The 21,860-nt window shown below is 69.5% G+C and carries 20 protein-coding genes; 11 read left to right on the forward strand and 9 right to left on the reverse strand.

The genetic code is table 11. From position 1 onward, the window contains the following. Nucleotides 1-152: 152 nt before the first annotated feature. From AB5J50_RS21660 to galU, 5 genes are all read right to left on the reverse strand, one after another. A complete protein-coding gene (locus AB5J50_RS21660) occupies nt 153-815 on the reverse strand; it encodes a GNAT family N-acetyltransferase (RefSeq protein ID WP_369265475.1) in 663 nt (220 codons plus the stop codon). A gap of 23 nt (nt 816-838) precedes the next feature. Then, nucleotides 839-1,351 (reverse strand): molybdenum cofactor biosynthesis protein B, encoded by a 513-nt coding sequence (locus AB5J50_RS21665; protein WP_369260075.1) that lies wholly within the window; start codon nt 1,349-1,351, stop codon nt 839-841. Beyond that, on the reverse strand, nt 1,348-1,827 hold the full coding sequence (gene moaC / locus AB5J50_RS21670) for a cyclic pyranopterin monophosphate synthase MoaC (protein WP_369260076.1): 480 nt from the start codon (nt 1,825-1,827) through the stop codon (nt 1,348-1,350). The genes AB5J50_RS21665 and moaC overlap by 4 nt, the downstream gene beginning before the upstream one ends. A gap of 117 nt (nt 1,828-1,944) precedes the next feature. Further along, complete coding sequence (glp, locus tag AB5J50_RS21675) at nt 1,945-3,267, reverse strand: gephyrin-like molybdotransferase Glp (RefSeq protein WP_369260077.1); 1,323 nt, start codon at nt 3,265-3,267, stop codon at nt 1,945-1,947. A 5-nt stretch (nt 3,268-3,272) separates the two neighbouring features. Beyond that, nucleotides 3,273-4,175: a UTP--glucose-1-phosphate uridylyltransferase GalU gene (gene galU / locus AB5J50_RS21680; protein ID WP_369260078.1), complete on the reverse strand. Its 903-nt coding sequence runs from the start codon at nt 4,173-4,175 to the stop codon at nt 3,273-3,275. 133 nt (nt 4,176-4,308) lie between these two features. Between galU and AB5J50_RS21685 the strand changes: the two genes are divergently transcribed. After that, on the forward strand, nt 4,309-4,884 hold the full coding sequence (locus AB5J50_RS21685; protein WP_369260079.1) for a 5-formyltetrahydrofolate cyclo-ligase: 576 nt from the start codon (nt 4,309-4,311) through the stop codon (nt 4,882-4,884). A 122-nt stretch (nt 4,885-5,006) separates the two neighbouring features. Here the strand turns inward: AB5J50_RS21685 and AB5J50_RS21690 are convergent, their stop codons facing one another. Continuing rightward, the gene (locus AB5J50_RS21690) at nt 5,007-7,772 is read right to left on the reverse strand and encodes a penicillin acylase family protein (protein WP_369260080.1); all 2,766 of its coding nucleotides are present in this window, start codon (nt 7,770-7,772) and stop codon (nt 5,007-5,009) included. A gap of 234 nt (nt 7,773-8,006) precedes the next feature. Between AB5J50_RS21690 and AB5J50_RS21695 the strand changes: the two genes are divergently transcribed. From AB5J50_RS21695 to mscL, 6 genes are all read left to right on the forward strand, one after another. After that, a complete protein-coding gene (locus tag AB5J50_RS21695; RefSeq protein WP_369260081.1) occupies nt 8,007-9,545 on the forward strand; it encodes a potassium/proton antiporter in 1,539 nt (512 codons plus the stop codon). A 253-nt stretch (nt 9,546-9,798) separates the two neighbouring features. Then, nucleotides 9,799-11,067 (forward strand): MFS transporter, encoded by a 1,269-nt coding sequence (locus AB5J50_RS21700; RefSeq protein WP_369260082.1) that lies wholly within the window; start codon nt 9,799-9,801, stop codon nt 11,065-11,067. Between the two features lie 198 nt (nt 11,068-11,265). Further along, the gene (locus AB5J50_RS21705) at nt 11,266-11,574 is read left to right on the forward strand and encodes an FmdB family zinc ribbon protein (RefSeq protein ID WP_327429391.1); all 309 of its coding nucleotides are present in this window, start codon (nt 11,266-11,268) and stop codon (nt 11,572-11,574) included. Nucleotides 11,575-11,663: 89 nt separating this feature from the next. Next, complete coding sequence (locus AB5J50_RS21710; RefSeq protein ID WP_369260083.1) at nt 11,664-12,542, forward strand: S-methyl-5'-thioadenosine phosphorylase; 879 nt, start codon at nt 11,664-11,666, stop codon at nt 12,540-12,542. A gap of 144 nt (nt 12,543-12,686) precedes the next feature. Continuing rightward, nucleotides 12,687-13,214 carry a hypothetical protein gene (locus AB5J50_RS21715; RefSeq protein WP_369260084.1) on the forward strand — a complete coding sequence of 176 codons (528 nt, stop codon included), beginning with the start codon at nt 12,687-12,689 and terminating at the stop codon, nt 13,212-13,214. Between the two features lie 114 nt (nt 13,215-13,328). Continuing rightward, nucleotides 13,329-13,808: a large conductance mechanosensitive channel protein MscL gene (gene mscL / locus AB5J50_RS21720; protein ID WP_369260085.1), complete on the forward strand. Its 480-nt coding sequence runs from the start codon at nt 13,329-13,331 to the stop codon at nt 13,806-13,808. A 43-nt stretch (nt 13,809-13,851) separates the two neighbouring features. Here the strand turns inward: mscL and AB5J50_RS21725 are convergent, their stop codons facing one another. Then, the gene (locus AB5J50_RS21725) at nt 13,852-14,034 is read right to left on the reverse strand and encodes a hypothetical protein (RefSeq protein WP_327429395.1); all 183 of its coding nucleotides are present in this window, start codon (nt 14,032-14,034) and stop codon (nt 13,852-13,854) included. Between the two features lie 307 nt (nt 14,035-14,341). Here AB5J50_RS21725 and AB5J50_RS21730 point away from each other — a divergent pair, with 307 nt between their 5' ends. The 4 genes from AB5J50_RS21730 (at nt 14,342) to AB5J50_RS21745 (ending at nt 19,032) form a co-directional block, all read left to right on the forward strand. Further along, a complete protein-coding gene (locus AB5J50_RS21730; protein ID WP_369260086.1) occupies nt 14,342-15,565 on the forward strand; it encodes a low temperature requirement protein A in 1,224 nt (407 codons plus the stop codon). Between the two features lie 180 nt (nt 15,566-15,745). Next, nucleotides 15,746-16,774: a P1 family peptidase gene (locus AB5J50_RS21735; protein WP_369260087.1), complete on the forward strand. Its 1,029-nt coding sequence runs from the start codon at nt 15,746-15,748 to the stop codon at nt 16,772-16,774. A gap of 130 nt (nt 16,775-16,904) precedes the next feature. Further along, nucleotides 16,905-18,125: an Ig-like domain-containing protein gene (locus tag AB5J50_RS21740; RefSeq protein WP_369260088.1), complete on the forward strand. Its 1,221-nt coding sequence runs from the start codon at nt 16,905-16,907 to the stop codon at nt 18,123-18,125. A gap of 157 nt (nt 18,126-18,282) precedes the next feature. Beyond that, nucleotides 18,283-19,032: a DUF6227 family protein gene (locus AB5J50_RS21745; RefSeq protein WP_369260089.1), complete on the forward strand. Its 750-nt coding sequence runs from the start codon at nt 18,283-18,285 to the stop codon at nt 19,030-19,032. 212 nt (nt 19,033-19,244) lie between these two features. On the opposite strand, the gene AB5J50_RS21750 is transcribed toward AB5J50_RS21745, so the two are convergent. Together AB5J50_RS21750 and AB5J50_RS21755 are read right to left on the reverse strand one after the other, a co-directional pair. After that, nucleotides 19,245-19,502: a hypothetical protein gene (locus AB5J50_RS21750; RefSeq protein WP_327429403.1), complete on the reverse strand. Its 258-nt coding sequence runs from the start codon at nt 19,500-19,502 to the stop codon at nt 19,245-19,247. 108 nt (nt 19,503-19,610) lie between these two features. Continuing rightward, nucleotides 19,611-21,707, reverse strand: a complete 2,097-nt coding sequence (locus AB5J50_RS21755; protein ID WP_369260090.1) for a fructose-specific PTS transporter subunit EIIC — start codon at nt 21,705-21,707, stop codon at nt 19,611-19,613. Nucleotides 21,708-21,860 lie beyond the last annotated feature (153 nt).

Below are 21,860 nucleotides of genomic sequence, written 5' to 3' on the forward strand. Positions count from 1 at the left end.
TGTGTGAGGCCATCTGCCAATTGCGCCGGTGTGTCGCACGATCTGGCTGATATTTCGAGCTTTTTTTGTGACCGATGCGATCAGCAGGCCGTCGGGACCGCGAATTTAATGCCCCGAGGCGATCGTCGAGCGATCAATTTCGAACACTTATTTCATTTACCAGCGTTGCCCGGCTTGCTCGGGTTCTGCGAGCCGGCTTGCTCCGATCCCACCTGCTCCGAGCGTGTCTGTGACGAGCGCGCCCGGCGCCAGCGTCCGAGCAGTCCTTCGGGCACCTCTTCGGCGGTGAGCGCGAAGACGAGATGGTCGCGCCAGGCCCCGTCGATGTGCAGATAGCGTGGACGAAGGCCTTCCTCGCGGAATCCGAGTTTCTCCACGACCCTGCGGCTGGGCCCGTTCTCGGGGCGAATACAGACTTCGATGCGGTGCAGACCGACGGTGCGGAAGCAGTGGTCGGTCACCAGCGCCACGGCCGTCGGCATCACTCCGCGGCCCGCGACCGACTGGTCCACCCAGTAGCCGACGTGCCCGGAGCACATCGATCCCCAGGTGATGCCGGCGACCGTCAGCTGCCCGACCAGCCGCCCCTGGTACTCGATCACGAAGGGCAGCATCCTGCCCGCGTTGGCCTCGGCACGCAGATGCCGGACCATCTGGCGGTAGGTGGGCCGGTGCGCGATCGGGCCGCTGGGCGTGGGCGGCGGGATGGTCGCCTCCCAGGGCCGCAGCCAGTCCCGGTTGCGCCGGTTCACCTCGCGCCAGGCCCGCTGATCGCGCAGCTTTATGGGCCGGAGGACGACATCGCCGTCCACCAGCTCGACGGGCCAGGATGGGCTGTTCAGCTCGCACCCCCACTGCCGCTGGGTCTGGGGTGGTCGCCGCCGCGGATCTGGTCGACGGCGTGGATCAGGAGGGGCTCCAGAACGGCCAGGCCGTCCTTCACCCCGCCGGTGGAGCCCGGCAGGTTGACGATCAGCGTCCGTCCCGCGACTCCGGCGAGCCCCCGGGACAGCGCCGCCGTCGGCACCTTCTCTCTTCCGAACGCCCTGATGGCCTCGGGAATGCCCGGCACCTCGTGGTCGAGCACCCGCCGCGTCGCCTCCGGCGTCCGGTCGGTGGGCGAGATCCCGGTGCCGCCGGTGGTCACGATGACGTCGTATCCGGCGTCGGCGCCCGCGCGCAGGGCGGCCTCCACCGGGTCGCCGTCGGGGACGACCTGGGGCCCGTCGACCGCGAAGCCGAACTTCGCCAGCCCCTCGGCGATCAAGGGCCCGCCTTTGTCCTCGTAGACACCGGCAGCGGCCCGGTTGGAGGCCGTGACCACCAGGGCGCGATACGACGATGCCGTCATGCCCGGCTCCAGTCGCCGGACTTCCCGCCTGTCTTCTCTTCCACCCGTACGTCCGTGATGACCGCCCCCTTGTCGACCGCCTTGACCATGTCGATCACGGTGAGGGCCGCCACGCTGACCGCGGTGAGGGCTTCCATCTCGACGCCCGTACGGTCAGTGGTCTTCACGGTGGCGAGGATCTCGACGGCGTCGTCCGCGACCGACAGATCAATCTTGACACCCGACACCGACAACGGGTGGCACAGCGGGATCAGGTCCGGTGTGCGCTTGGCTCCCAAGATGCCCGCGATGCGCGCGGTGGCGAGGGCGTCGCCCTTGGGGACCCCCTCACCGCGCAGCAGCTCGACCACACGAGGTGAGACCAGGACGCGGCCGCTGGCGCGGGCGGTGCGCGCGGTCACGTCCTTCCCGGATACGTCGACCATGCGGGCGGCGCCCGCTTCGTCGATGTGCGTCAGTCGGTCCTGCGTGCTCATGTGCGTGGCCGCTCCCGGTCAGGGCCCGTCGCGGTACGGCGCGTGGGCCTGTTGTGCGCGACACGGTACCGCCAACTCGGGGTGTCCAGCGGAGCAGGCTCCTTCCGGCCCGGCCGGTCAGCCGAGCAGGACCACCTCGACCTCCGCGCCGGGCTCGACCGACGTGTCGTCCTCGGGGACGACGATCAGCGCGTCGGCGTGCGCGAGGGCCGCGACCAGGTGGGATCCGGCGCCGCCGACGGGCGTCACCTCGCCGTCCGCGTACGTCCCCCGCAGGAACTGCCGACGGCCCGCGGGCGAGGTCAGCGCCTTGTCCGCGTTCAGCGTCGCCCTGGTCGTGGGCCGGTGGACGTCCTTCAGGCCCATCAGGGCGCGGATCGCGGGGCGCACGAACAGCTCGAAGGAGACGTACGACGACACGGGGTTGCCCGGGAGCGCGAGCAGCGGGGTGTGGTCGGGGCCGATGGAACCGAAGCCCTGGGGCTTGCCGGGCTGCATGGCGAGCTTGCGGAACTCGATGCCGCTGCCCGCCTCGTCCTCGTCACCCACGGAGGACAGCGCCTCCTTGACGACGTCGTACGCACCGACGCTCACGCCACCCGTCGTGACCAGCATGTCCGCGCGGATGAGCTGGTCCTCGATGGTGGAGCGGAGCGTCTCGGCGTCGTCGGCGACCGCGCCCACGCGGTAGGCGATGGCCCCGGCGTCGCGGGCGGCCGCGCAGAGGGCGAAGCTGTTGGAGTCGTAGATCTGGCCGGTGCCCAACTCCTCGTCGGGCTGAACGAGTTCGCTGCCGGTGGACATGACGACCACGCGCGGGCGCGGGCGCACGCGTACGGTGCCGCGGCCGATCGCGGCGAGCAGGCCGATCTGAGGCGGGCCGAGGATCGTGCCCGCTTCGAGGGCGCGGTCGCCGGCCTTCACATCGCTGCCCTTCGCGCGCACGTGCGCGCGTGCCTGCGCCGGGCGGTGGACCTGTACCTGGCCGGAGGCACCCTCGGGGGCGGCGCTGCGGGCGCGCATCCCGGAGACCGGGCCCTCGCCCAGGCCGCCGTCGGTCCACTCCACGGGCACGACGGCCTCGGCGCCGGGCGGCAGCGGGGCACCGGTCATGATGCGGGCGGCCTGGCCGGGGCCCACGTAGGGCTGCTCGGCCTGGCCGGCCGCCACATCGCCGACGACCGTCAGGACGGCCGGGTACTCCTCGCTCGCGCCCGCGACATCGGCGACCCGGACCGCGTACCCGTCCATCGAGCTGTTGTCGAACGGCGGCAGCGAGACCGGCACCGTGACGTCCTCGACCAGGACACAGCCCTGGGCGTCGAGGAGTTGCAGTTCGATGGGTTCGAGGGGGCGGACGGTCGCGAGGATGTCCTCCAGGTGATCGTCCACCGACCAGAGGTGATCCTGGCCGGTGGCGCGGGTCGCGGCGCTGCTCAAAGTCCCTACATCTCCTCGGCTACGTAACTGCGAAGCCAGGTCCGGAAGTCCGGGCCCAGGTCTTCACGTTCGCACGCGAGTCTGACAATGGCACGCAGGTAGTCGCCACGGTCCCCGGTGTCATAGCGGCGGCCCTTGAAGACGACGCCGTGCACGGGGCCGCCGACCTTCTCGTCGTCGGCGAGCTGCTGAAGGGCGTCGGTGAGCTGGATCTCGCCGCCGCGGCCCGGCTCGGTCTTGCGCAGTATGTCGAAGATGTGCGGATCGAGGACGTAGCGCCCGATGATCGCGTAGTTGCTGGGGGCGTCCGCCGCGTCCGGCTTCTCGACCAGGCCGGTCACCTTGACCACGTCGCCCTCGTCGGTGGCCTCGACGGCAGCACACCCGTAGAGGTGGATCTGCTCGGGGGCGACCTCCATGAGCGCGATGACGCTGCCGCCGCGCTGCTCCTGGATCTCGACCATGCGGGCGAGCAGGGGGTCGCGCGGGTCGATCAGGTCGTCACCGAGGAGCACGGCGAAGGGCTCGTGCCCGACGTGCGGGGCCGCGCACAGAACGGCGTGACCGAGGCCCCTGGGGTCGCCCTGGCGCACATAGTGCATGGTGGCGAGGTCGCTGGACTCCTGGACCTTGGCGAGCCGGTCGGCGTCGCCCTTCTTCTGAAGGGCCGATTCGAGCTCGTAGTTGCGGTCGAAGTGGTCCTCGAGGGGGCGCTTGTTGCGGCCCGTGATCATCAGGACGTCATCAAGACCCGCCGACACGGCCTCTTCGACCACGTATTGGATCGCCGGCTTGTCGACGACCGGCAGCATCTCCTTGGGAGTGGCTTTGGTGGCCGGGAGGAACCGGGTGCCGAGGCCTGCTGCGGGGATGACAGCCTTGCTGATCCTGGGGTGCGACTCAGTCATGCCCGCAACCATATCCGGTGGCTATGTGCGGAACATGTGGCTCCGGTTAATTCGCTCTCATATGAGCGCATTAGGAAGAGTACGGGAGCATCCTGTGAGCGACCTCGGACGTGAACCAGAGCCTGACAAGCGAATGTTGCGGCGAGGATTCCTCGCGGTGAGAAACGGGTTGACGGCCGATGACGTGCGGAAAACAGCCGAGGCTCTCGCCGCACGCGCCCTGGAGCTGCCCGAACTGGCGCACGCGCGCACGGTGGCGGCGTACGTCTCCGTCGGGAGCGAGCCCGGCACCCTCGCGCTCCTGGACGCGCTCCTCGCGCGCGGGGTGCGCGTACTGCTGCCGGTCCTGATGGCGGACAACGACCTGGACTGGGGCGCGTACGCCGGGGCGGGCTCCCTCGAACGCGTCCAACACGGCGGAAAGATGGCGCTCTTGGAGCCGGCGGGCGCGCGGCTGGGACCGGAGGCCGTCCAGGACGCCGACGCCGTCCTGCTGCCCGGTCTCGCCGTCGACGCGCGCGGCATGCGCCTGGGGCGCGGCGGGGGCTCGTACGACCGCGTACTGGCCCGTCTGGAGCGTGCGGGAGCCGATCCCGCGCTGGTGGTGCTCCTGTACGACGCGGAGGTCGTCGAGCGGGTGCCCGAGGAGGCGCACGACCGACCCGTCCACGCGGTGGTGACCCCATCCGGCGTGCGCCGCTTCCGCTGACACTCGCCCCGCATACGCGCACCGCTCCGCACACGAGAAGTGGCCCTCCACGCACGCGTGGAGGGCCACTTTCACGAGGCCTCGGCCTCAGCGCTCCCTGACGTCACAGGACCGTCGGAGCGTCACGGCTTCAGGACCAGTGTGTCGCTCGTCTTCTTGTCGACGGCCTTCTCCGAGAAGGCCCAAGGCAGCAGTTCACCCTTGGCCCACTTGTCCGTCTGGTCGGTGTAGTGGGCGCTGTAGGCATGCCCGGAGGCGCCGGAGAGGTTGATCCACTTGGACTTGTCGAGGTCCCCGAGGTTGACCACCATCCGCATGGACGGCACCCAGACCACTCCGTAGCCGCCCGCCGCGTTCCAGCCGGTCGCGTTGACCGTCGCCTCGCCGCCGCTGAGCTTCCAGGGACCGCGGTTGAGCACGTACTGCACGATGCGGGGACCGTCGGTGCCCAGGGTCTGGTTCTTCAGGAACAGGCGGTGCAGCCGGCCCCAGCTCCAGGTGTCGATGTCCTTGCCGAGCTTGGCGGTCAGCTCCCAGCGGGCGTCCTTCATGGCCCGCTTGAACAGCCCGTCGCGATCGGTGACAGCAATGTCGGTGCGCGTCCTGGGCGCCGACCACCAGTCGTTCTTCGGGTCGTCGATGATCTTGCGGACGACCTCGAACCAGCGGTCGCCGCCGTCCGGCTGCGCCTGGTCCGCGTCGCGCTGGCCGCACTCGCGCACCTTGTTGCCGTCGTCGTCCACGGGACCGGTGGTGTCCACCGGGTCGACGTACAGGCACTGGCCCTTGACCCGCAGCTCCTTGGGCAGCTTGTTGCCGAAGGCGAGTTTGAGGATGTTGCGCCAGGTCGCGTTGAAGTACGCGGCCGCCGCGGAGTCGGCGTCCTGGGTGTAGTCCCAGCCCTCGAGGAGCTTCTGCGCCTCGCGGACGTTCTTGTCGTCGACGTCGATCTTGAGCAGCTTGGGCACGATCAGCTTGGCGATCTCACTGCTGTTGTCGAGCTGCATCTGGCGCATGTCGTCGGTCGAGATCTTGCCGCCGCCCTTGATCTTCGACTCGATCAGGTCGGCGATCCGCTGGCTGCGCGTGCCGTAGCCCCAGTCCGTGGTGAGCGTGTAGGGGTACTTGTCCTTGTCGACGATGGCCTGGTTGGCGGTCACGATGTAGCCGCGCTTGGGGTTGTACTCGTAGGGCAGCTCGGTCTGCTTGATGAAGCCGGTCCAGTTGTACTTGGAGTCCCAGCCCGGTGACGGGAGCGAGCCGTCGCCCTCGCCGCGGGTGGGGATCCTGCCCGGGAGCTGGTAGCCGATGTTGCCCTCGGTGTCGGCGTAGACCAGGTTCTGGGAGGGCACGTCGAAGGACGCGGACGCCTTGCGGAACTCCGTCCAGTTCGACGCCTTGTCCATCTCGAAGACGGCGTCCATGGAGTTGCCCGGGTCCAGCGCGGTCCAGCGCAGCGAGATGCCGTAGCCGTCGCCACGGTCGGGCGCCGCGGTGTCGACGGTGGCCTTCTTGCCGACCTTGACGAGCTCGTCGTCGCGGTCGGACAGCAGGGGGCCGTTGTTGGTCTCCCGGACGACGATCTTCTTGGACGCGGCGCCCGCGACCTTGATCGTCTCCTTGCGGGCCGTGAAGGGCACGACCTTGCCGTCGTACTGGTAGCCCTCGCCGGTGAGCTTCTCCAAGTAGAGGTCGGTGACGTCGACCCCGGAGTTGGTCATGCCCCAGGCGATGTCCTGATTGTGGCCGATGACCACGCCGGGCATGCCCGCGAAGGTGTAGCCGGAGACGTCGTACTGGCACTTGGTGGAGACGGTGCGGCAGTGCAGGCCCATCTGGTACCAGACCGACGGCAGCGAGGCCGACAGGTGCGGGTCATTGGCCAGCAGGGGCTTGCCAGTGATGGTGTGGTCGCCGTCGACGACCCAGGAGTTGGAGCCGATGCCGTTGCCGTTCACGCCGACGGCCGTGGGGAGGTCGTCGAGGACCTCGTAGAGCCCCGACAGCTGGCTCTGCAGGCTGGAGGGCGCCGTGACGTTGCCCGTGAGCCCCGTGCCCGCCGCGGACGTCGTGGAGGTCGAGGAGGCCGTGCTGGAGCTGCCCTGGACGTACGACCCGGTGACGCTGTCGTATTCGCCCTCCTGCACAATCGTCTTGTTCCGGCTGTACGGGTACTCCGGGTACAGGTCGGCGATCTGCTTCGGGCCGAGACGGCTCGTCATCAGCGAGCGGTCGATCTCCTCCTGCATGTTGCCGCGCAGGTCCCAGGCCATCGCCTTGAGCCAGGCCACCGAGTCGACCGGGGTCCACTCCTGGGGCTTGTAGTCGTTGGTGAAACCAAGGGCCGCGTACTCCAGGGAGATGTCCTTGCCGTCCTTGCCCTTCAGGTAGGCGTTGACTCCCTTGGCGTACGCCTGGAGGTACTTCTTCGTGGAGGCCGACAGCTTGGTGTCGTACTCCTTCTTCGCGACCCGGTCCCAGCCCAGGGTCCGCAGAAACTCGTCGTTCTTGACCTGGCCCTTGCCGAACATCTCGGACAGCCGGCCCGAGGTCATGTGGCGGCGCACGTCCATCTCGTAGAACCGGTCCTGCGCCTGGACGAAGCCCTGTGCCATGAACAGATCCTCGTCGGACGAGGCGTAGATCTGCGGAATCCCGTAGCCGTCGCGCTTGACGTCGACGGGCCCCGACAGCCCGTCGAGCGTGATCGAGCCCTTGGTCTGCGGGAACGAGGCGCGCACGGTGCTGATGCTCCAGTACGCGCCGAAGGCGACGCCTCCGATGATCGCAAGAACCAGGACAATCAAGAACAGTCGGGCTTTGCGCCCCTTCTTCCTGCCGGACTTGCCGGGCTTTTGGCCGGAAGAGGCGGTGGTGTTGGGGGGCATCGCTGTCCTTGCTGTCCTAACGCGAGCGGCAGGCGGTCCTGGAGTGCTGGAGCAACCATAGGCGCAGGGCCCAACGCGCCTTGACGCGGAGTCGGGTACCCGAGCGCACGAGAGTTCGATCTTGCCCATTGGAGTGTCAAGAAAGCGTCAAGAGTTAGGTAAGGTAACGAAGTACTTGGACTGACGTACCAATGTCCGGTGTTCGGATCGACGTGTTCGGATCCAGTGCCCGGATTGGCGAGAAGGGAACGGCCGCTGACTGTCCACCACCTCAACCAGCTCCTGCTCGTGTGCTCGCTCGTCCTGCTCGTCGCGGTGGCAGCGGTCCGGGTCTCTTCGCGCAGCGGGCTCCCCACGCTGCTCGTGTACCTGGGCATCGGCGTCGCGATGGGCCAGGACGGGATCGGCGACGTCCACTTCAACAATGCCGAGCTGACCCAGGTCATCGGGTACGCGGCCCTGGTCGTGATCCTGGCCGAGGGCGGTCTGGGCACGAAGTGGAAGGAGATCAAGCCGGCGCTTCCGGCCGCCTCCTCGCTGGCGCTGGTCGGTATCGCGGTGAGCGTCGGCGTCACGGCCGCGGGGGCCCACTATCTGATCGGTCTCGAGTGGCGGCAGGCGCTCATCATCGGAGCGGTGGTGTCTTCGACGGACGCGGCGGCGGTCTTCTCGGTGCTGCGGAAAATCCCCCTCCCCGCGCGCGTGACGGGCGTTCTGGAGGCCGAGTCGGGCTTCAACGACGCTCCGGTGGTCATCCTCGTCGTCGCGTTCTCCACGGCGGGCCCTGTCGAGCACTGGTACGCACTGCTGGGCGACATAGCCCTGGAGCTGGCCATCGGCGCGGCCATCGGCCTCGCGGTGGGCTGGCTCGGCTCGTACGGGCTGCGGCATGTGGCGCTGCCCGCCTCCGGCCTCTACCCGATCGCCGTGATGGCGATCGCGGTCGTCGCGTACGCCGCCGGCGCGCTCGCGCACGGCAGCGGCTTCCTCGCCGTCTATCTCGCCTCGATGCTGCTCGGCAACGCGAAGCTGCCGCACTGGCCCGCCACGCGCGGCTTCGCCGAAGGACTCGGCTGGATCGCCCAGATCGGCATGTTCGTCCTGCTCGGCCTGCTGGTCACCCCGCACGAGATGGGCGACGACATCTGGCCGGCGCTCGTCATCGGCCTGGTGCTGACCATGGTGGCGCGGCCACTGAGCGTCGTCGTCAGCCTGCTGCCGTTCCGTATTCCGTGGCAGGAGCAGACGCTGTTGTCCTGGGCGGGGCTGCGCGGCGCCGTGCCCATCATCCTGGCGACGATCCCGATGGTGAGCGGTATCGCGGAAAGCCGCCGCATCTTCAACATCGTCTTCGTCCTGGTCGTCGTCTACACCCTCGTCCAGGGGCCCACACTGCCCTGGCTGGCCCGGAAGCTGCGCCTGGGCGAGACCGGGGAGGCCGCCGACCTGGGCATCGAATCGGCGCCCCTGGAGCGGCTGCGCGGCCATCTGCTGTCCGTCGCGATCCCCGAGGGGTCGCGCATGCACGGCGTCGAGGTCAACGAGCTGCGACTGCCCGCGGGCGCCGGCGTCACGCTCGTCGTGCGCGACGGGAAGTCCTTCGTGCCGCTGCCCACAACCGTGCTGCGGCGCGGCGACGAACTGCTCGTGGTGGCCACCGACCCGGTCCGGGACGCAGCCGAGAAGCGGCTGCGCGCGGTGGGCCAGGGCGGCAAGCTGGCCGGCTGGCTGGGGACGTCGGGCAACGGAACGGGACAGCAAACGGGACATTAAGGGGCGATGGGCATTCGCAGGCGAACGCTGCCGTGGTGCTCGTTTTCACAGGCACTGACGCCGCCTTCCCTGTACGATGAAGGCACACCTTGATCGAACCAACTCTGCCTGACGCAGAGCTGGCGCCGACCGTATGGCGGCCGTGACGCTCTCCCCGCAGTGGGCGCCGGTATCTACCGCAGTTCCGCGCAAGAGGACAGCTCTCGGCGCCCCCCGCACGGGCGCGCTACCAGGTGGCAGAAAGGCACGGGCCGTGGCATCCACGGTCACCTCCCGCCCTGGATACGGACAGCTGCTGCGCACCCGCGGCGTCTGGACGTTCCTGCTTCCCGGCTTCGCCGCACGCCAGCCGTTCGCGATGCTCACCATCTCCATCGTGCTGCTCGTGCAGCACACCACCGGCTCGTACGGGACTGCCGGCGCCGTCGCCGCCGTCACCGGTGTCTCCATGGCGCTGTTCGCGCCCTTCACCGGGCGCCTCGCCGACCGCCTCGGGCAGCGGGCCGTCCTGCTGCCCGGCGTCCTGGTGCACGCCCTGTCGGGCCTCTCCTTGACGGCGCTCGCACTGGCGGACGCCCCCTTGTGGGCCCTTTTCGTCGCCGCCGTGCCGACCGGCGCCTCGGTACCGCAGATCGGCCCCATGGTGCGCGCCCGCTGGGGCGTGAAGCTGCAGGGCTCGCCCCTGATGACCACCGCCGCGGCCTTCGAGTCCGTCACGGACGAGCTGACCTTCGTGTTCGGCCCCCTGCTCGCCACAGCGCTGTGCACGGCCGTGAACCCAGCCGCGGGCCTGCTCACCGAGGCGGCGCTGACCCTGATCGGCGGTCTCCTCTTCGCCGCGCAGAAGAGCACGCAGCCCTCCGTCGCTTTCGACGGGCACGCACGCGTGGAGCGCGGTTCCGCTCTGCGGGTCCCCGGAGTGCGCGTTCTGATCGTCACCTTCCTCGGCATCGGCTCCGTCTTCGGCGGCATGCAGGTCTCCCTCGCCGCGTTCAGCGAGTCGATCGGCGAGCCCGGACTGAACGGCGTCCTGTACGGCGTCTTCGCCGCGGGCAACATGCTCTCCGGCATCGTCTGCGGCGCCATCGCCTGGAAGGTGGCCCCGCAGCGACGACTCGTCCTCGGGTACGCGGCCCTGGCGCTCACCGCCTCCGGGCTGTGGGCCGCCCACTCCGTGGTCGTGCTCGCCGGGATCGGCCTCCTGGTCGGCATGTGCATCGCTCCGGCCCTGATCACCGGCTACACCCTGGTCGAGGGCCTGGTGCCCCAGGCCGCCCGTACCGAGGCCTTCACCTGGCTGACCGGCGCGGTCGCGCTCGGCCAGGCGGCGGCCGTCACGGTCGCCGGACAGCTGGAGGACCGCCTCTGGGACGGTGCCGGTTTCCTGGTGCCTATGGCCGGTACGGCACTGGCTCTGACGACCCTGGTGGCCCTGCGCGCGCAGCTGATGCCGCCGCACGCGACCAGAGTGGTCACGCGCGGCGCGGCCCATCGCGAGCCTGTCGCGATCGGTGAGATGTGACGTGAGATTTTCGCGGAATACGTCACTGTGACTCCGCCGCCGAAGCGGCTTCTCACTTGGGCAGAAAAGCCCTCGTGACGGTCAAGCCCTGACCGCTGCCCGTGGGCAGGTGACGCACGTTACTCCATTCGTTGGCGACACAGGTTAGTATTGACGATCGTTAGCACTCATTGAGTGAGAGTGCCAGGAGGAAGACAAGTGCCGACCTACCAGTACCAGTGCACCGAGTGCGGCGAGGGCCTCGAGGCGGTGCAGAAGTTCACCGACGATGCCCTGACCGAGTGCCCCAACTGCGGTGGCCGCCTGAAGAAGGTGTTCTCGGCCGTCGGCATTGTCTTCAAGGGCTCCGGCTTCTACCGGAACGACAGCCGCGGCTCCTCGTCGAGCAGCTCGCCGGCTTCGTCGAAGCCGGCGACCTCTTCTTCGACCTCGTCGTCGACGACCTCGTCGTCGTCCTCAGACTCGAAGTCGTCGGGCACGGGCTCGTCCAGCAGCTCCGCCGCGTAAGGCTTCGCAGGACTCGTTCTTGCCGAAGACCCTGCCGTCGCACGACGGCAGGGTCTTCGGCGTTCCCCGGCCCGGCTAGGGTGCGGTCCATGGCGAACACGGAGAATCCACAGAGCCCGGACGGGGAGCAGGCGACGGCCAGGGCCGAGATCGGTGTCATCGGCGGCTCGGGCTTCTACTCCTTCCTCGACGACGTCACCGAAATACAGGTGGACACCCCCTACGGCTCGCCGAGCGACTCCCTGTTCCTCGGCGAGATCGCCGGGCGGCGGGTCGCCTTCCTCCCCCGCCACGGCCGTGGCCACCATCTGCCGCCGCACCGCATCAACTACCGGGCCAACCTGTGGGCGCTGCGTTCCGTCGGCGCACGCCAGATCCTCGGGCCCTGCGCGGTGGGCGGACTGCGCGCGGAGTACGGCCCGGGGACGCTGCTCGTGCCGGACCAGGTGGTGGACCGCACGAAGGCGCGGACGCAGACGTACTTCGACGGGATGCCGCTGCCGGACGGCACGGTGCCGAACGTGGTGCATGTGTCGCTGGCCGACCCGTACTGCCCCGTCGGGCGCAAGGCTGCCCTCGAAGCGGCGCGCGGTCGGGACTGGGAGCCGGTGGACGGCGGCACGCTCGTAGTGATCGAGGGGCCGCGGTTCTCCACTCGTGCCGAATCGCTCTGGCATCAGGCGCAGGGCTGGTCCGTGGTGGGCATGACCGGCCATCCCGAGGCCGCGCTCGCCCGCGAGCTGGAGCTCTGCTACACGTCGTTGACCCTCGTCACCGACCTTGACGCGGGTGCCGAGACCGGAGAGGGCGTCTCGCACGACGAGGTGTTCAAAGTGTTCGCTGCCAATGTGGACCGGCTGCGGCGCGTGCTCTTCGACGCGGTCGCGGGGCTGCCGGCGAACGAGACGCGGGACTGTCTGTGCACGACGGCGCTGGGCGGGATGGATCCGGGGTTCACACTGCCGTGACGGTGGCCCAGGGCAGATGGAACTTCCCGTTCGGGTGAGGGAGTTTTCCACAACTCGCGAGTAGTCCACGGGCTCCAGCGGGCTTCGCCGCGACGCCTCATCGTGGGATCGCAAACCGATCTCTCGTCGCAGGTGGTGGTCACCATGGCTCAGCTCTCCCCTCTCGTACGCCCACCCGGCGCGGACGCGCCGCCGACATGCGAGGTGCCGCACTTCGCTCCGGTACGCGTGCGCGGCGGGCGGTATCAGCTGCGGCGCCTCGCACGGCACAGGAGGCGGGCCGTGGCCGCGGGGCTCGCGGTCACGGCGGCGGCCCTCGTGGCGGCGGGCCCACGTGACGCGGAGCGGACGCGGGGACATCCGCCGGCAGCCTCCATCACTGCGTCCTCTCCTGTACGCGAGCGGCGCGCCGTCGAGACGGTGACGGCACCGGTGCGGATCTCCGACGGCGCCACGGTGCGGCTGTTGCGTCCGGGCGACCGGGTCGATGTCGTCGCAGCGGACAGCGGCGGCGAGGCACGGGTGGTCGCGGCCGGGGCACGGGTCACCGATGTGCCGGACATCAGCGCCACCGAGACCGGGGCGCTGGTCGTACTCGCCGTCCCGCGGGCCACGGCGGCACGGCTGGCCGGCGCGAGCGCCACCTCACGGCTGGCGGTGACGCTGTGCTGAATGACGAATCGGTGTCAAGTCCCTCGATCGAGCTACCGAATTGGACAGGCGCGGCATGCGCTGCCGTAGGTTGCGGAGCTGTTTGTTCCACAACTTGTGCAGAGGGGCCTCTTGGTGAGCGAGAAGAAGCAACCCGGCGTCTGGGAAGGCTTCAAGGCCTTTCTGATGCGTGGCAACGTCGTCGATCTGGCCGTCGCGGTGGTCATCGGCGCGGCCTTCACCAACATCGTCAACTCGGTGGTGAAGGGCGTCATCGGCCCGCTGGTGGGCGCGTTCGGGACCAAGGACCTCGACAAGTACAGCTCGTGTCTGAAGTCGCCGTGCAAGTTCGACGAGGCGACGGGCACGGTCACGAGCGGCATCCCCATCCTGTGGGGCACGGTCCTCAGCGCGACCCTCACGTTCGTGATCACGGCAGCCGTCGTCTACTTCCTGATGGTCCTGCCGATGTCCAAGTACCTGGCGGCGCAGGCAGCCCGGCAGAAGGCGAAGGAGGGCACGCAGGAGGTCATCGAGGTGTCCGAGCTGGAGGTGCTGAAGGAGATCCGCGACGCCCTCGTGGCGCAGCGCGGTTCGGGGCACAGCCAGGACTGACAGCGAGCCTCTGCGCCGGGGCCCAGAAGCTCGGGGATCTGGCTCAGAGGTGGTGGGGCGGCTTCTCGTCGAGGAAGCGCTTCAGGTCGGCCGCGCTGTCGCTGCTGCTGTCGGCCCGCTCGCCCCACCCGCGGTCCGTGTCGTCCGAGGACTGCTGGCTCAGCGGGTCGTCGAAGACCAGCGCCGATTTCGGATCGCGCGGTTCGGGGGCGGGGGCGGTACTCATGCCTCCAGGGTACGCGGAGGCGGTGGCGGCCCGACCCGGCTCAGCTGGGGGCCTCGGCGCCGGGGCGGGCGTAGAACCACCAGCAGACGACGAGGCACGTCGCGTAGAAGCCGATGAACAGCCACAGCGCGCTAGTGAAGAAGACGGCCGCATTAGTCCCCGATCGGAGACCGAAGGTCCTCCTGCCCGGCGGGCTCGGCTTCCCTTGGTCCGTCTGACCTCGTCGTCCCTTCGAGACCTTCGACCCAGGGCCGCTTGTGAACGCATTCACAAGAATTTCCGGGACTTTTCTGCTGTGCTTGGCCGTATGACGTCCAGTTCCACTTCCGAACCGGCTGCGACGCCACGGCCCGCCGGCCGTGGACCGCTGCGCAGAATGACCGCCCGAGGCCGCGACGAGGCGCACCGGGTCGCGTCGCCGCTGGAGCTCTTCTTCGACCTGTGTTTCGTCGTGGCCATCGCCCAGGCGGGCATCCAGCTGGTGCACGCCGTGACGGAGGGGCACGCGGGTGAGGGCATCCTCAACTACGCGATGGTCTTCTTCGCGATCTGGTGGGCCTGGATGAACTTCACCTGGTTCGCCTCGGCGTACGACAACGACGACGCGCTCTACCGGGTCGTCACGCTCGTGCAGATCGGCGGTGTGCTGGTGCTCGCGGCCGGGGTGTCGCGGGCGTTCCAGGACCACGATTTCGTGGTCGTCTGGCTCGGCTACGCGATCATGCGGTTCGCGATGATCGCGCAGTGGCTGCGGGTGGCACGCTCCGCCGAGGGAGCCGAGAGAACCATGGCCCTGCGGTACGCGGGCGGCGTACTGCTGTGCCAGATCGGCTGGCTGGGGCTGCTGCTCCTGCCGGAGTCCGGCCGCCCGTGGGTGTTCCTGGTGGTGGCGATCGCCGAGCTGTGCGTCCCGGTGTTCGCGGAGAAGGACTTCACGACCTCCTGGCATCCGCACCACATCTCCGAGCGGTACGGCCTGTTCACGATCATCGTGCTGGGCGAGACGATCGCCGCGGCCACGGTCGCCGTGAAGTCCGCCGTGGATGAGCACGACGCGCTGGGCGAGCTGCTGCCGATCGCCGCGGGTGGGCTGCTGATCGTCTTCTCCGCCTGGTGGATCTACTTCGTTGTGCCGATCCACGGACATCTGCGGTCCAACGCGCAGGCGTTCCTGTGGGGGTACGGCCACTACCTGATCTTCGCCTCCGCGGCCGCAATCGGTGCGGGCCTGGAGGTCGCGGTCGAGCAGGCGGTCGGCAAGGCGCACATCTCGACGCTCGCGGCGTCCGCCGCGGTGACGCTGCCGACCGCGCTGTACCTCCTCACCGTGTGGGTACTGCACTCCCGCCACTTCAAGGTGGGCATCGCGCAGCAGCTCGTCCTGCCGACCAACGCGTTGCTGGTCATCCTGTGCACGTTCCTGGGCGACTGGGCGGTGCTCGCGGCGGGCATCGTCTCGGCGCTGGCGGTGGCGGTCGGGGTGACGTTGACGGCGCAGATGGTTGTGAGGGAGGGAGCAGGGTCCGCGTAGCAACGTGCGGGGATCCGCTCAAGAAGAAGGTGCGGGGGCGCGCAGGAAGGAGCCGTGCACCCCATGCACCCCATGCGCTCCGTGCGCTCCGTGCGCTCCGTGCGCTCCGTGCGCCTCCTGAGCTCTGCGGCTACTGAGGCGTACAGCTGCTAAAGCGCGCGGCCAAGGAACACTGGGGGCATGACAGTTGACGCTCTGACAGATGTCGCGGGCCTGCGAGTGGGGCACGCGACGCGTTCCGGCGACGGTTGGCTCACCGGCACCACCGTGGTGCTCGCCCCTCCGGGCGGTGCGATCGCGGCCGTCGACGTACGTGGCGGCGGGCCCGGCACCAAGGAGACAGACGCGCTGGATCCGCGCAACCTCGTGCAGAAGGTCGAGGCGGTCGTGCTGACCGGCGGCAGCGCGTACGGGCTGGACTCGGCGTCGGGCGTGATGGCCTGGCTGGAGGAGCGGGGGCGCGGGGTACGGGTGGGTCCCGACCCGGCGCACGTCGTGCCGGTCGTGCCCGCTGCCTGCGTCTTCGATCTGGGGCGCGGCGGAGACTTCCGGGCCAGGCCGGACGCGTCCACGGGACGGGCCGCGGTCGAGGCGGCCGACGCGAGTGAGCCGGGTGCGCCGGTGCGCGAGGGGTGCGTGGGCGCCGGTACGGGGGCGGCGGTCGGGCGGTTCAAGGGCGGAGTCGGGACGGCGAGCGCCGTGCTGGAGTCCGGCATCACGGTGGCGGCGCTGGTGGTGGCCAACGCGGCGGGTTCGGCGGTGGAACCGGAAACGGGGGCACTGTACGGCGAGTTGCTGCGGGGGCATACGGCGCTCCCGGCGGCCCAGGTGCACGAGGCGGCGCAGCGGCGGCTGGCAGAGGCGGCGGCGAAGAATGCCCCTCCCCCGCTGAACACCACACTCGCCGTTGTCGCCACCGACGCCGATCTGACTCGCGCGCAGGCGCAGAAGCTGGCGGGGACGGCGCACGACGGTATCGCGCGCGCCGTGCGGCCGGTGCATCTGCTGAACGACGGGGACACGGTGTTCGCTCTGGCCACGGGCGCCCGGGCGCTCGCCACCGAGAACCCCTTGGCGCTCAACGAGATCCTCGCGGCGGGCGCGGACCTGGTGACGCGCGCGATCGTGCGGGCCGTGCGCTCGGCCGAGTCGGTGGACGGGCCTGGCGGGGTGTGGCCGTCGTACGAGGAGCTCTACGGGGGCAAGTAGTTGGGCGATTGTCCCGGTTCTGTCACGTGATGCCGCTCGGCGCGGGTCGCGGGAACCCTTCTCCCCGCGGCTCGCTCTTTCTCCACGCACTGGAGCGGATCACGCACATCATGAGAACTGGGAGCAGCCCGTGACAACGCCGGACACAACAGCGCGGCGCGCACTGGGGGCCTGTGCCGCCCTGATGGTCGGCGCCCTCACGCTCACCGCCTGCGGCGGCAACGCCAATGCCGACAGCAAGAGCGGCAAGGACGGCAAGAACGCGACCAAGACGTCCACGGCGAAGATCGTCATCTCGGCCAAGGACGGTTCGACGGGCGCGTCGATCAACGCGACCGGAGTGAAGGTCAGCGACGGCAAGCTGACCGACGTGAAGATGACGGTGGCCGGGACCGGGACTGCCGTACCCGGGGCGATATCCGCGAACGGCGGCTCCTGGAAACCGAAGGAGCAGCTGGAGCGGGGAACGAAGTACCAGATTTCGGTCACGGCGAAGGATGCGAGTGGGCGGACGTCGGCAGCCAACTCCATCTTCACCACGGTCTCTTCGAGCAACAGCTTCATCGGTACGTACACGCCCGACAACGGCACCACTGTCGGTGTCGGCATGCCGGTCTCCTTCACCTTCGACAAGACGATCAGCAACAAGAAGGCCGTGCAGTCGCACATCACGGTCTCCTCCAGCAGCGGGCAGCAGGTGGTGGGGCACTGGTTCGGGGCGCAGCGGCTCGACTTCCGGCCCGAGGAGTACTGGAAGGCCGGCTCCAAGGTCACGATGAAGATCGACCTTGACGGGGTAGAGGGCACGAACGGCGTCTTCGGGGTGCAGAAGAAGACGGTCACCTTCACCATCGGGCGCTCCCAGGTCTCCACGGTCGACGTCAACACGCAGACCATGACGGTCGTGCGGGACGGCAAGACCCTCAAGACGGTCCCGATCTCGGCGGGCAGCCCGCAGCACACCACGTACAACGGGCAGATGGTGATCTCGGAGAAGTTCGTCCAGACACGGATGAACGGCTCGACGGTCGGTTACGGCGGCGAGTACGACATCCCTGATGTGCCGCACGCGATGCGCCTGACGTCGTCGGGGACGTTCATCCACGGCAACTACTGGTACAACCGAGGGAATCCGCCCTTCGGCCGGGAAGGCACCAGCCACGGCTGCGTGGGACTCGCCGACGTGCAGGGTGCGCAGGGAGACACGACCGCCAAGTGGTTCTACGACAACTCCCTCATCGGGGACGTCGTGACGGTCAAGAACTCGCCCGACAAGACGGTCTCGCCGGACAACGGGCTCAACGGCTGGAACATGTCGTGGAGTGCATGGACCGCGGGAAGTGCCGTCTGACGAGGACCTTTTGACGCCGGTGCAGACCGCGTGGGAACTTGCCGCGCGGCCCGCCCGTTTTCCGTCCGTACGTTTTCTCGGTTCGCGGACATGATGTCCGACCGAGGGGCTACGGTATGCACCCACAAGGTGACATGCAGCAACGCCGGGAGAAACCTTGAGCGTTCCGTACGAGACAGCAGCGTACGAACCACCCGAGTCGCCCGAGTCTCCGGAGGAGCATCTCGCGCGACTCCTCGGTCGCGCCCTGAACTCCTTCGAGCTGCCCGACGAGACGATACGGCGACTCGACTGCGCGCTGGCGCACGACAGTTCGCTGCACTCCGCGCACCACAGCGCGGGGCTGCACCGCGAGACGTATCGGCACACGTGGCTGCTCGCCGACGGCTCGGCGGTCACGCTGTGGGAGCTCGTGCACAACACGGCGCCCGGCAGGGACCCTCAGCACGAGGTGTACGTCGACGAGGAGGAGCTGCGCGCCGCCACGGCCCGGCTCCCGCTGCCGCCGGACGCCCCGGACTTCGAACTGCCGGTGTTCGTCCAGCTGTCGCCCATCCCCGAACCGCGCCACGCGTACGTGCCCGACGACTCGGCCGACCACGCGCGCCGGCTCCTGCGGCGCGCGGAGAACCCGGACCGACCGGGGGCCGACATCACGTCGCTCCTGCTGCGCGAGGCCTTCGCCCACCAGATCACCCAGGCCTTCGGGCGCCCCTGCCGCGCCGGTCAGGCGGGGCTGTGCTTCTCGCTCTACGAGCACGCGTTCCTGCTGCGCGACGGGCGGGAGATCTCCCTGTGGGAGGTCGAGCACACGGCGACACCGGACCGACGCCACATGTGCGAGGTGTACGCGACGGAGGACGCGGCGCGGGATGCGATGGAACGGCGCGCGGCGCGACTCGGCTGACATCAGCGCGACTCGTTGGACACCGGCGCGCGTCGGCCGCGGCATCAGCGCACGCGGCTCCGGGTACGCCCGGGGCGCGGGACTTTGTACACCGCCCAGGGGCCGTGGCATTGCACGCGCCAGGGCGGCGGGGTGCGACCCGCGCGTGCGGCGGTCGGCCGCGAGCAACGCACCGGCTGAGCGGCACGCCGGTTGTGAGCGCCGGGCGCAGGCTACGGGCGGCTGTCGCTGAACTGGCGTACCAGGCCCGCGAAGGCTGCGTGTTCCTCGGGGGTGAGTTCGACGGACTCCGCGACGGGGCCCGACTGGCGCTGGTGGGGGATGGCCCGGAGCATGTCGCCGTGGCGCCATACCGCGACCTCGAAGCGGTCGCGGCGCAGGAGGCGTACCAGGCCGACGACCCAGATGACGGTCGCCAGGGCGAGTGCGGCCACGCCTATCAGCTGGAGGATCGACACGTGCTCAGGCATGCGCTCCAGTAGACACCACGGTCCGGGACCTTGGTCCCGGACCGTGACGCATCTCGCAGATGCGGTGAACAACTCACAGGTGCCCTAAAGGGGCAGAGGGTTGGCCGTTCAGGCCGCGACGGGCTCCTTCGACTGGGCCTTGGTGGATATCGGAGCGTCGGCCCCTGCCGCGGTGGCGCCGCCCTCGGGTGCCTGCTTGCGCAGGCCCTTCAGGGTGACGACCAGAGCCGTGGTGACGCAGACGCCCGCTGCGATGGCGATCAGGTAGAGGAAGGGGTTGCCGATCAGCGGGACCACGAAGATGCCGCCGTGCGGGGCGCGCAGGGTGGCGCCGAAGGCCATCGACAGGGCGCCGGTGACCGCGCCGCCCACCATGGCGGAGGGGATGACGCGCAGGGGGTCGGCTGCCGCGAACGGGATCGCGCCCTCCGAGATGAAGGAGGCACCGAGGACCCAGGCCGCCTTGCCGTTCTCACGCTCGGTCTGGGTGAAGAGCTTGCCGCGCACGGTCGTCGCGAGGGCCATGGCCAGGGGCGGGACCATGCCCGCCGCCATCACGGCCGCCATGATCTTCATCGCCGAGTCACTGGGGCTCGCGACGGCGATACCGGCGGTGGCAAAGGTGTACGCGACCTTGTTGACCGGGCCGCCGAGGTCGAAGCACATCATCAGGCCGAGGAGCATGCCGAGGAGGACGGCGTTGGTGCCGGTGAGGCCGTTGAGCCAGTCGGTCATGCCCTTCTGGGCGGAGGCGATGGGCTTGCCGATCACCACGAACATCAGGAACCCGACGATCGCCGCGGAGATCAGTGGGATCACCACCACCGGCATGATGCCGCGCAAGGCCGCCGGGATCTTGACCTTCTGGATCCCGATCACCACGCCACCGGCGATGAGACCGGCGGCCAGACCGCCGAGGAAGCCCGCGTTGATGGTGAGGGAGATCGCGCCGCCGACGAAGCCGGGCACGAGGCCTGGCCGGTCCGCCATGCCGTAGGCGATGTAGCCGGCCAGGACCGGGACGAGGAAGCCGAAGGAGACGACGCCGATCTGGAAGAACAGCGCGCCCCAGCTGTCCGCCTGGGTCCACAGGAAGTGGTCCATGACCGACGGCGCCTTGTTGATCTTGTAGCCGCCGATCGCGAACCCGAGGGCGATGAGGAGACCGCCCGCGGCGACGAACGGGACCATGTAACTGACGCCGGACATCAGCCACTTGCGGAGCTTGGTGCCGTAGCCCTCGCCGGACTCACCGGCGCGCTCCACCGGTGTGCCGGGCGCGGCGCCCGCGCTGACCTCGCCGCGTGCGGCCTTGTCGCGCACCTGCGTGATCAGCTCGGTGGGCTTGTTGATGCCCGCCTTCACGCCGACGTCGACGGTCGGCTTGCCGGCGAAGCGGTCCTTGTCCCGTACGGGCACGTCGTGAGCGAAGATCACGCCGTCCGCGGCCGCGATGACCGCCGGGTCGAGCCGGGTGAAGCCGGCCGAGCCCTGCGTCTCGACGACCACCTCTACGCCTGCCTCGCGGCCCGCGTTCTCCAGCGACTCGGCGGCCATGTAGGTGTGTGCGATGCCGGTGGGGCAGGAGGTGACGGCGACGATGCGGAACGGCTGACCACCATCGGTGGCGCCCGGCGCCGGGGCGGGTCCGTCCTCGACGGTCGCACCCGGCACCGGGGCCGCGCCGTCCGTGGCGGAGTCGGCGGAGGCCGCCGCATTCGACTCCGCCACGGCGTTCTCGGGGGCGCCCGCGGGCGCCGGGGGCTCGTCCCCGCGGATGAGCGCGGCCGCGGCCGCCGCGTCGTCCACGGCCCGCAGCGCGGACGTGAACTCGGCGTTCATCAGCTGGCGTGCGAGGGACGACAGGATCGTGAGGTGGGCGTCGTCCGCGCCGGCCGGGGCGGCGATCAGGAAGATCAGGTCGGCGGGCCCGTCCGGCGCGCCGAAGTCGATCCCGGCCGCGCTGCGTCCGAAGGCGAGCGTCGGCTCGGTGACGTGTTCGCTTCGGCAGTGCGGGATGCCGATGCCGCCGTCCAGGCCGGTCGGCATCTGGGCTTCGCGGGCGGCCACGTCGGCGAGGAAGCCGTCGAGGTCGGTGACCCGACCCTTGGCGACCATGCGCTCGGCGAGGGCGCGCGCCGCCGCTTCCTTCGTATCGGCGGACAGGTCGAGGTCGACCAGGTCCGCGGTGATCATCTCGCTCATCGCGGGCTCCTTCGCACGCGTATCGCCCGGGGGAAGTGGTGGGCGAGGGTGGGGACGGGGGTGTTGCGCTCAGATGGGGCAGGTAGGGCCGATAGGGCGTAGGGGACAGGGGTGAGGTGAGTCGAAGAGGCGGGGCCGGGGAAACCCCGCCTC

Origin of the sequence: Streptomyces sp. R35 (genome assembly GCF_041053035.1) — a bacterium.
Taxonomy (GTDB): domain Bacteria; phylum Actinomycetota; class Actinomycetes; order Streptomycetales; family Streptomycetaceae; genus Streptomyces; species Streptomyces lutosisoli.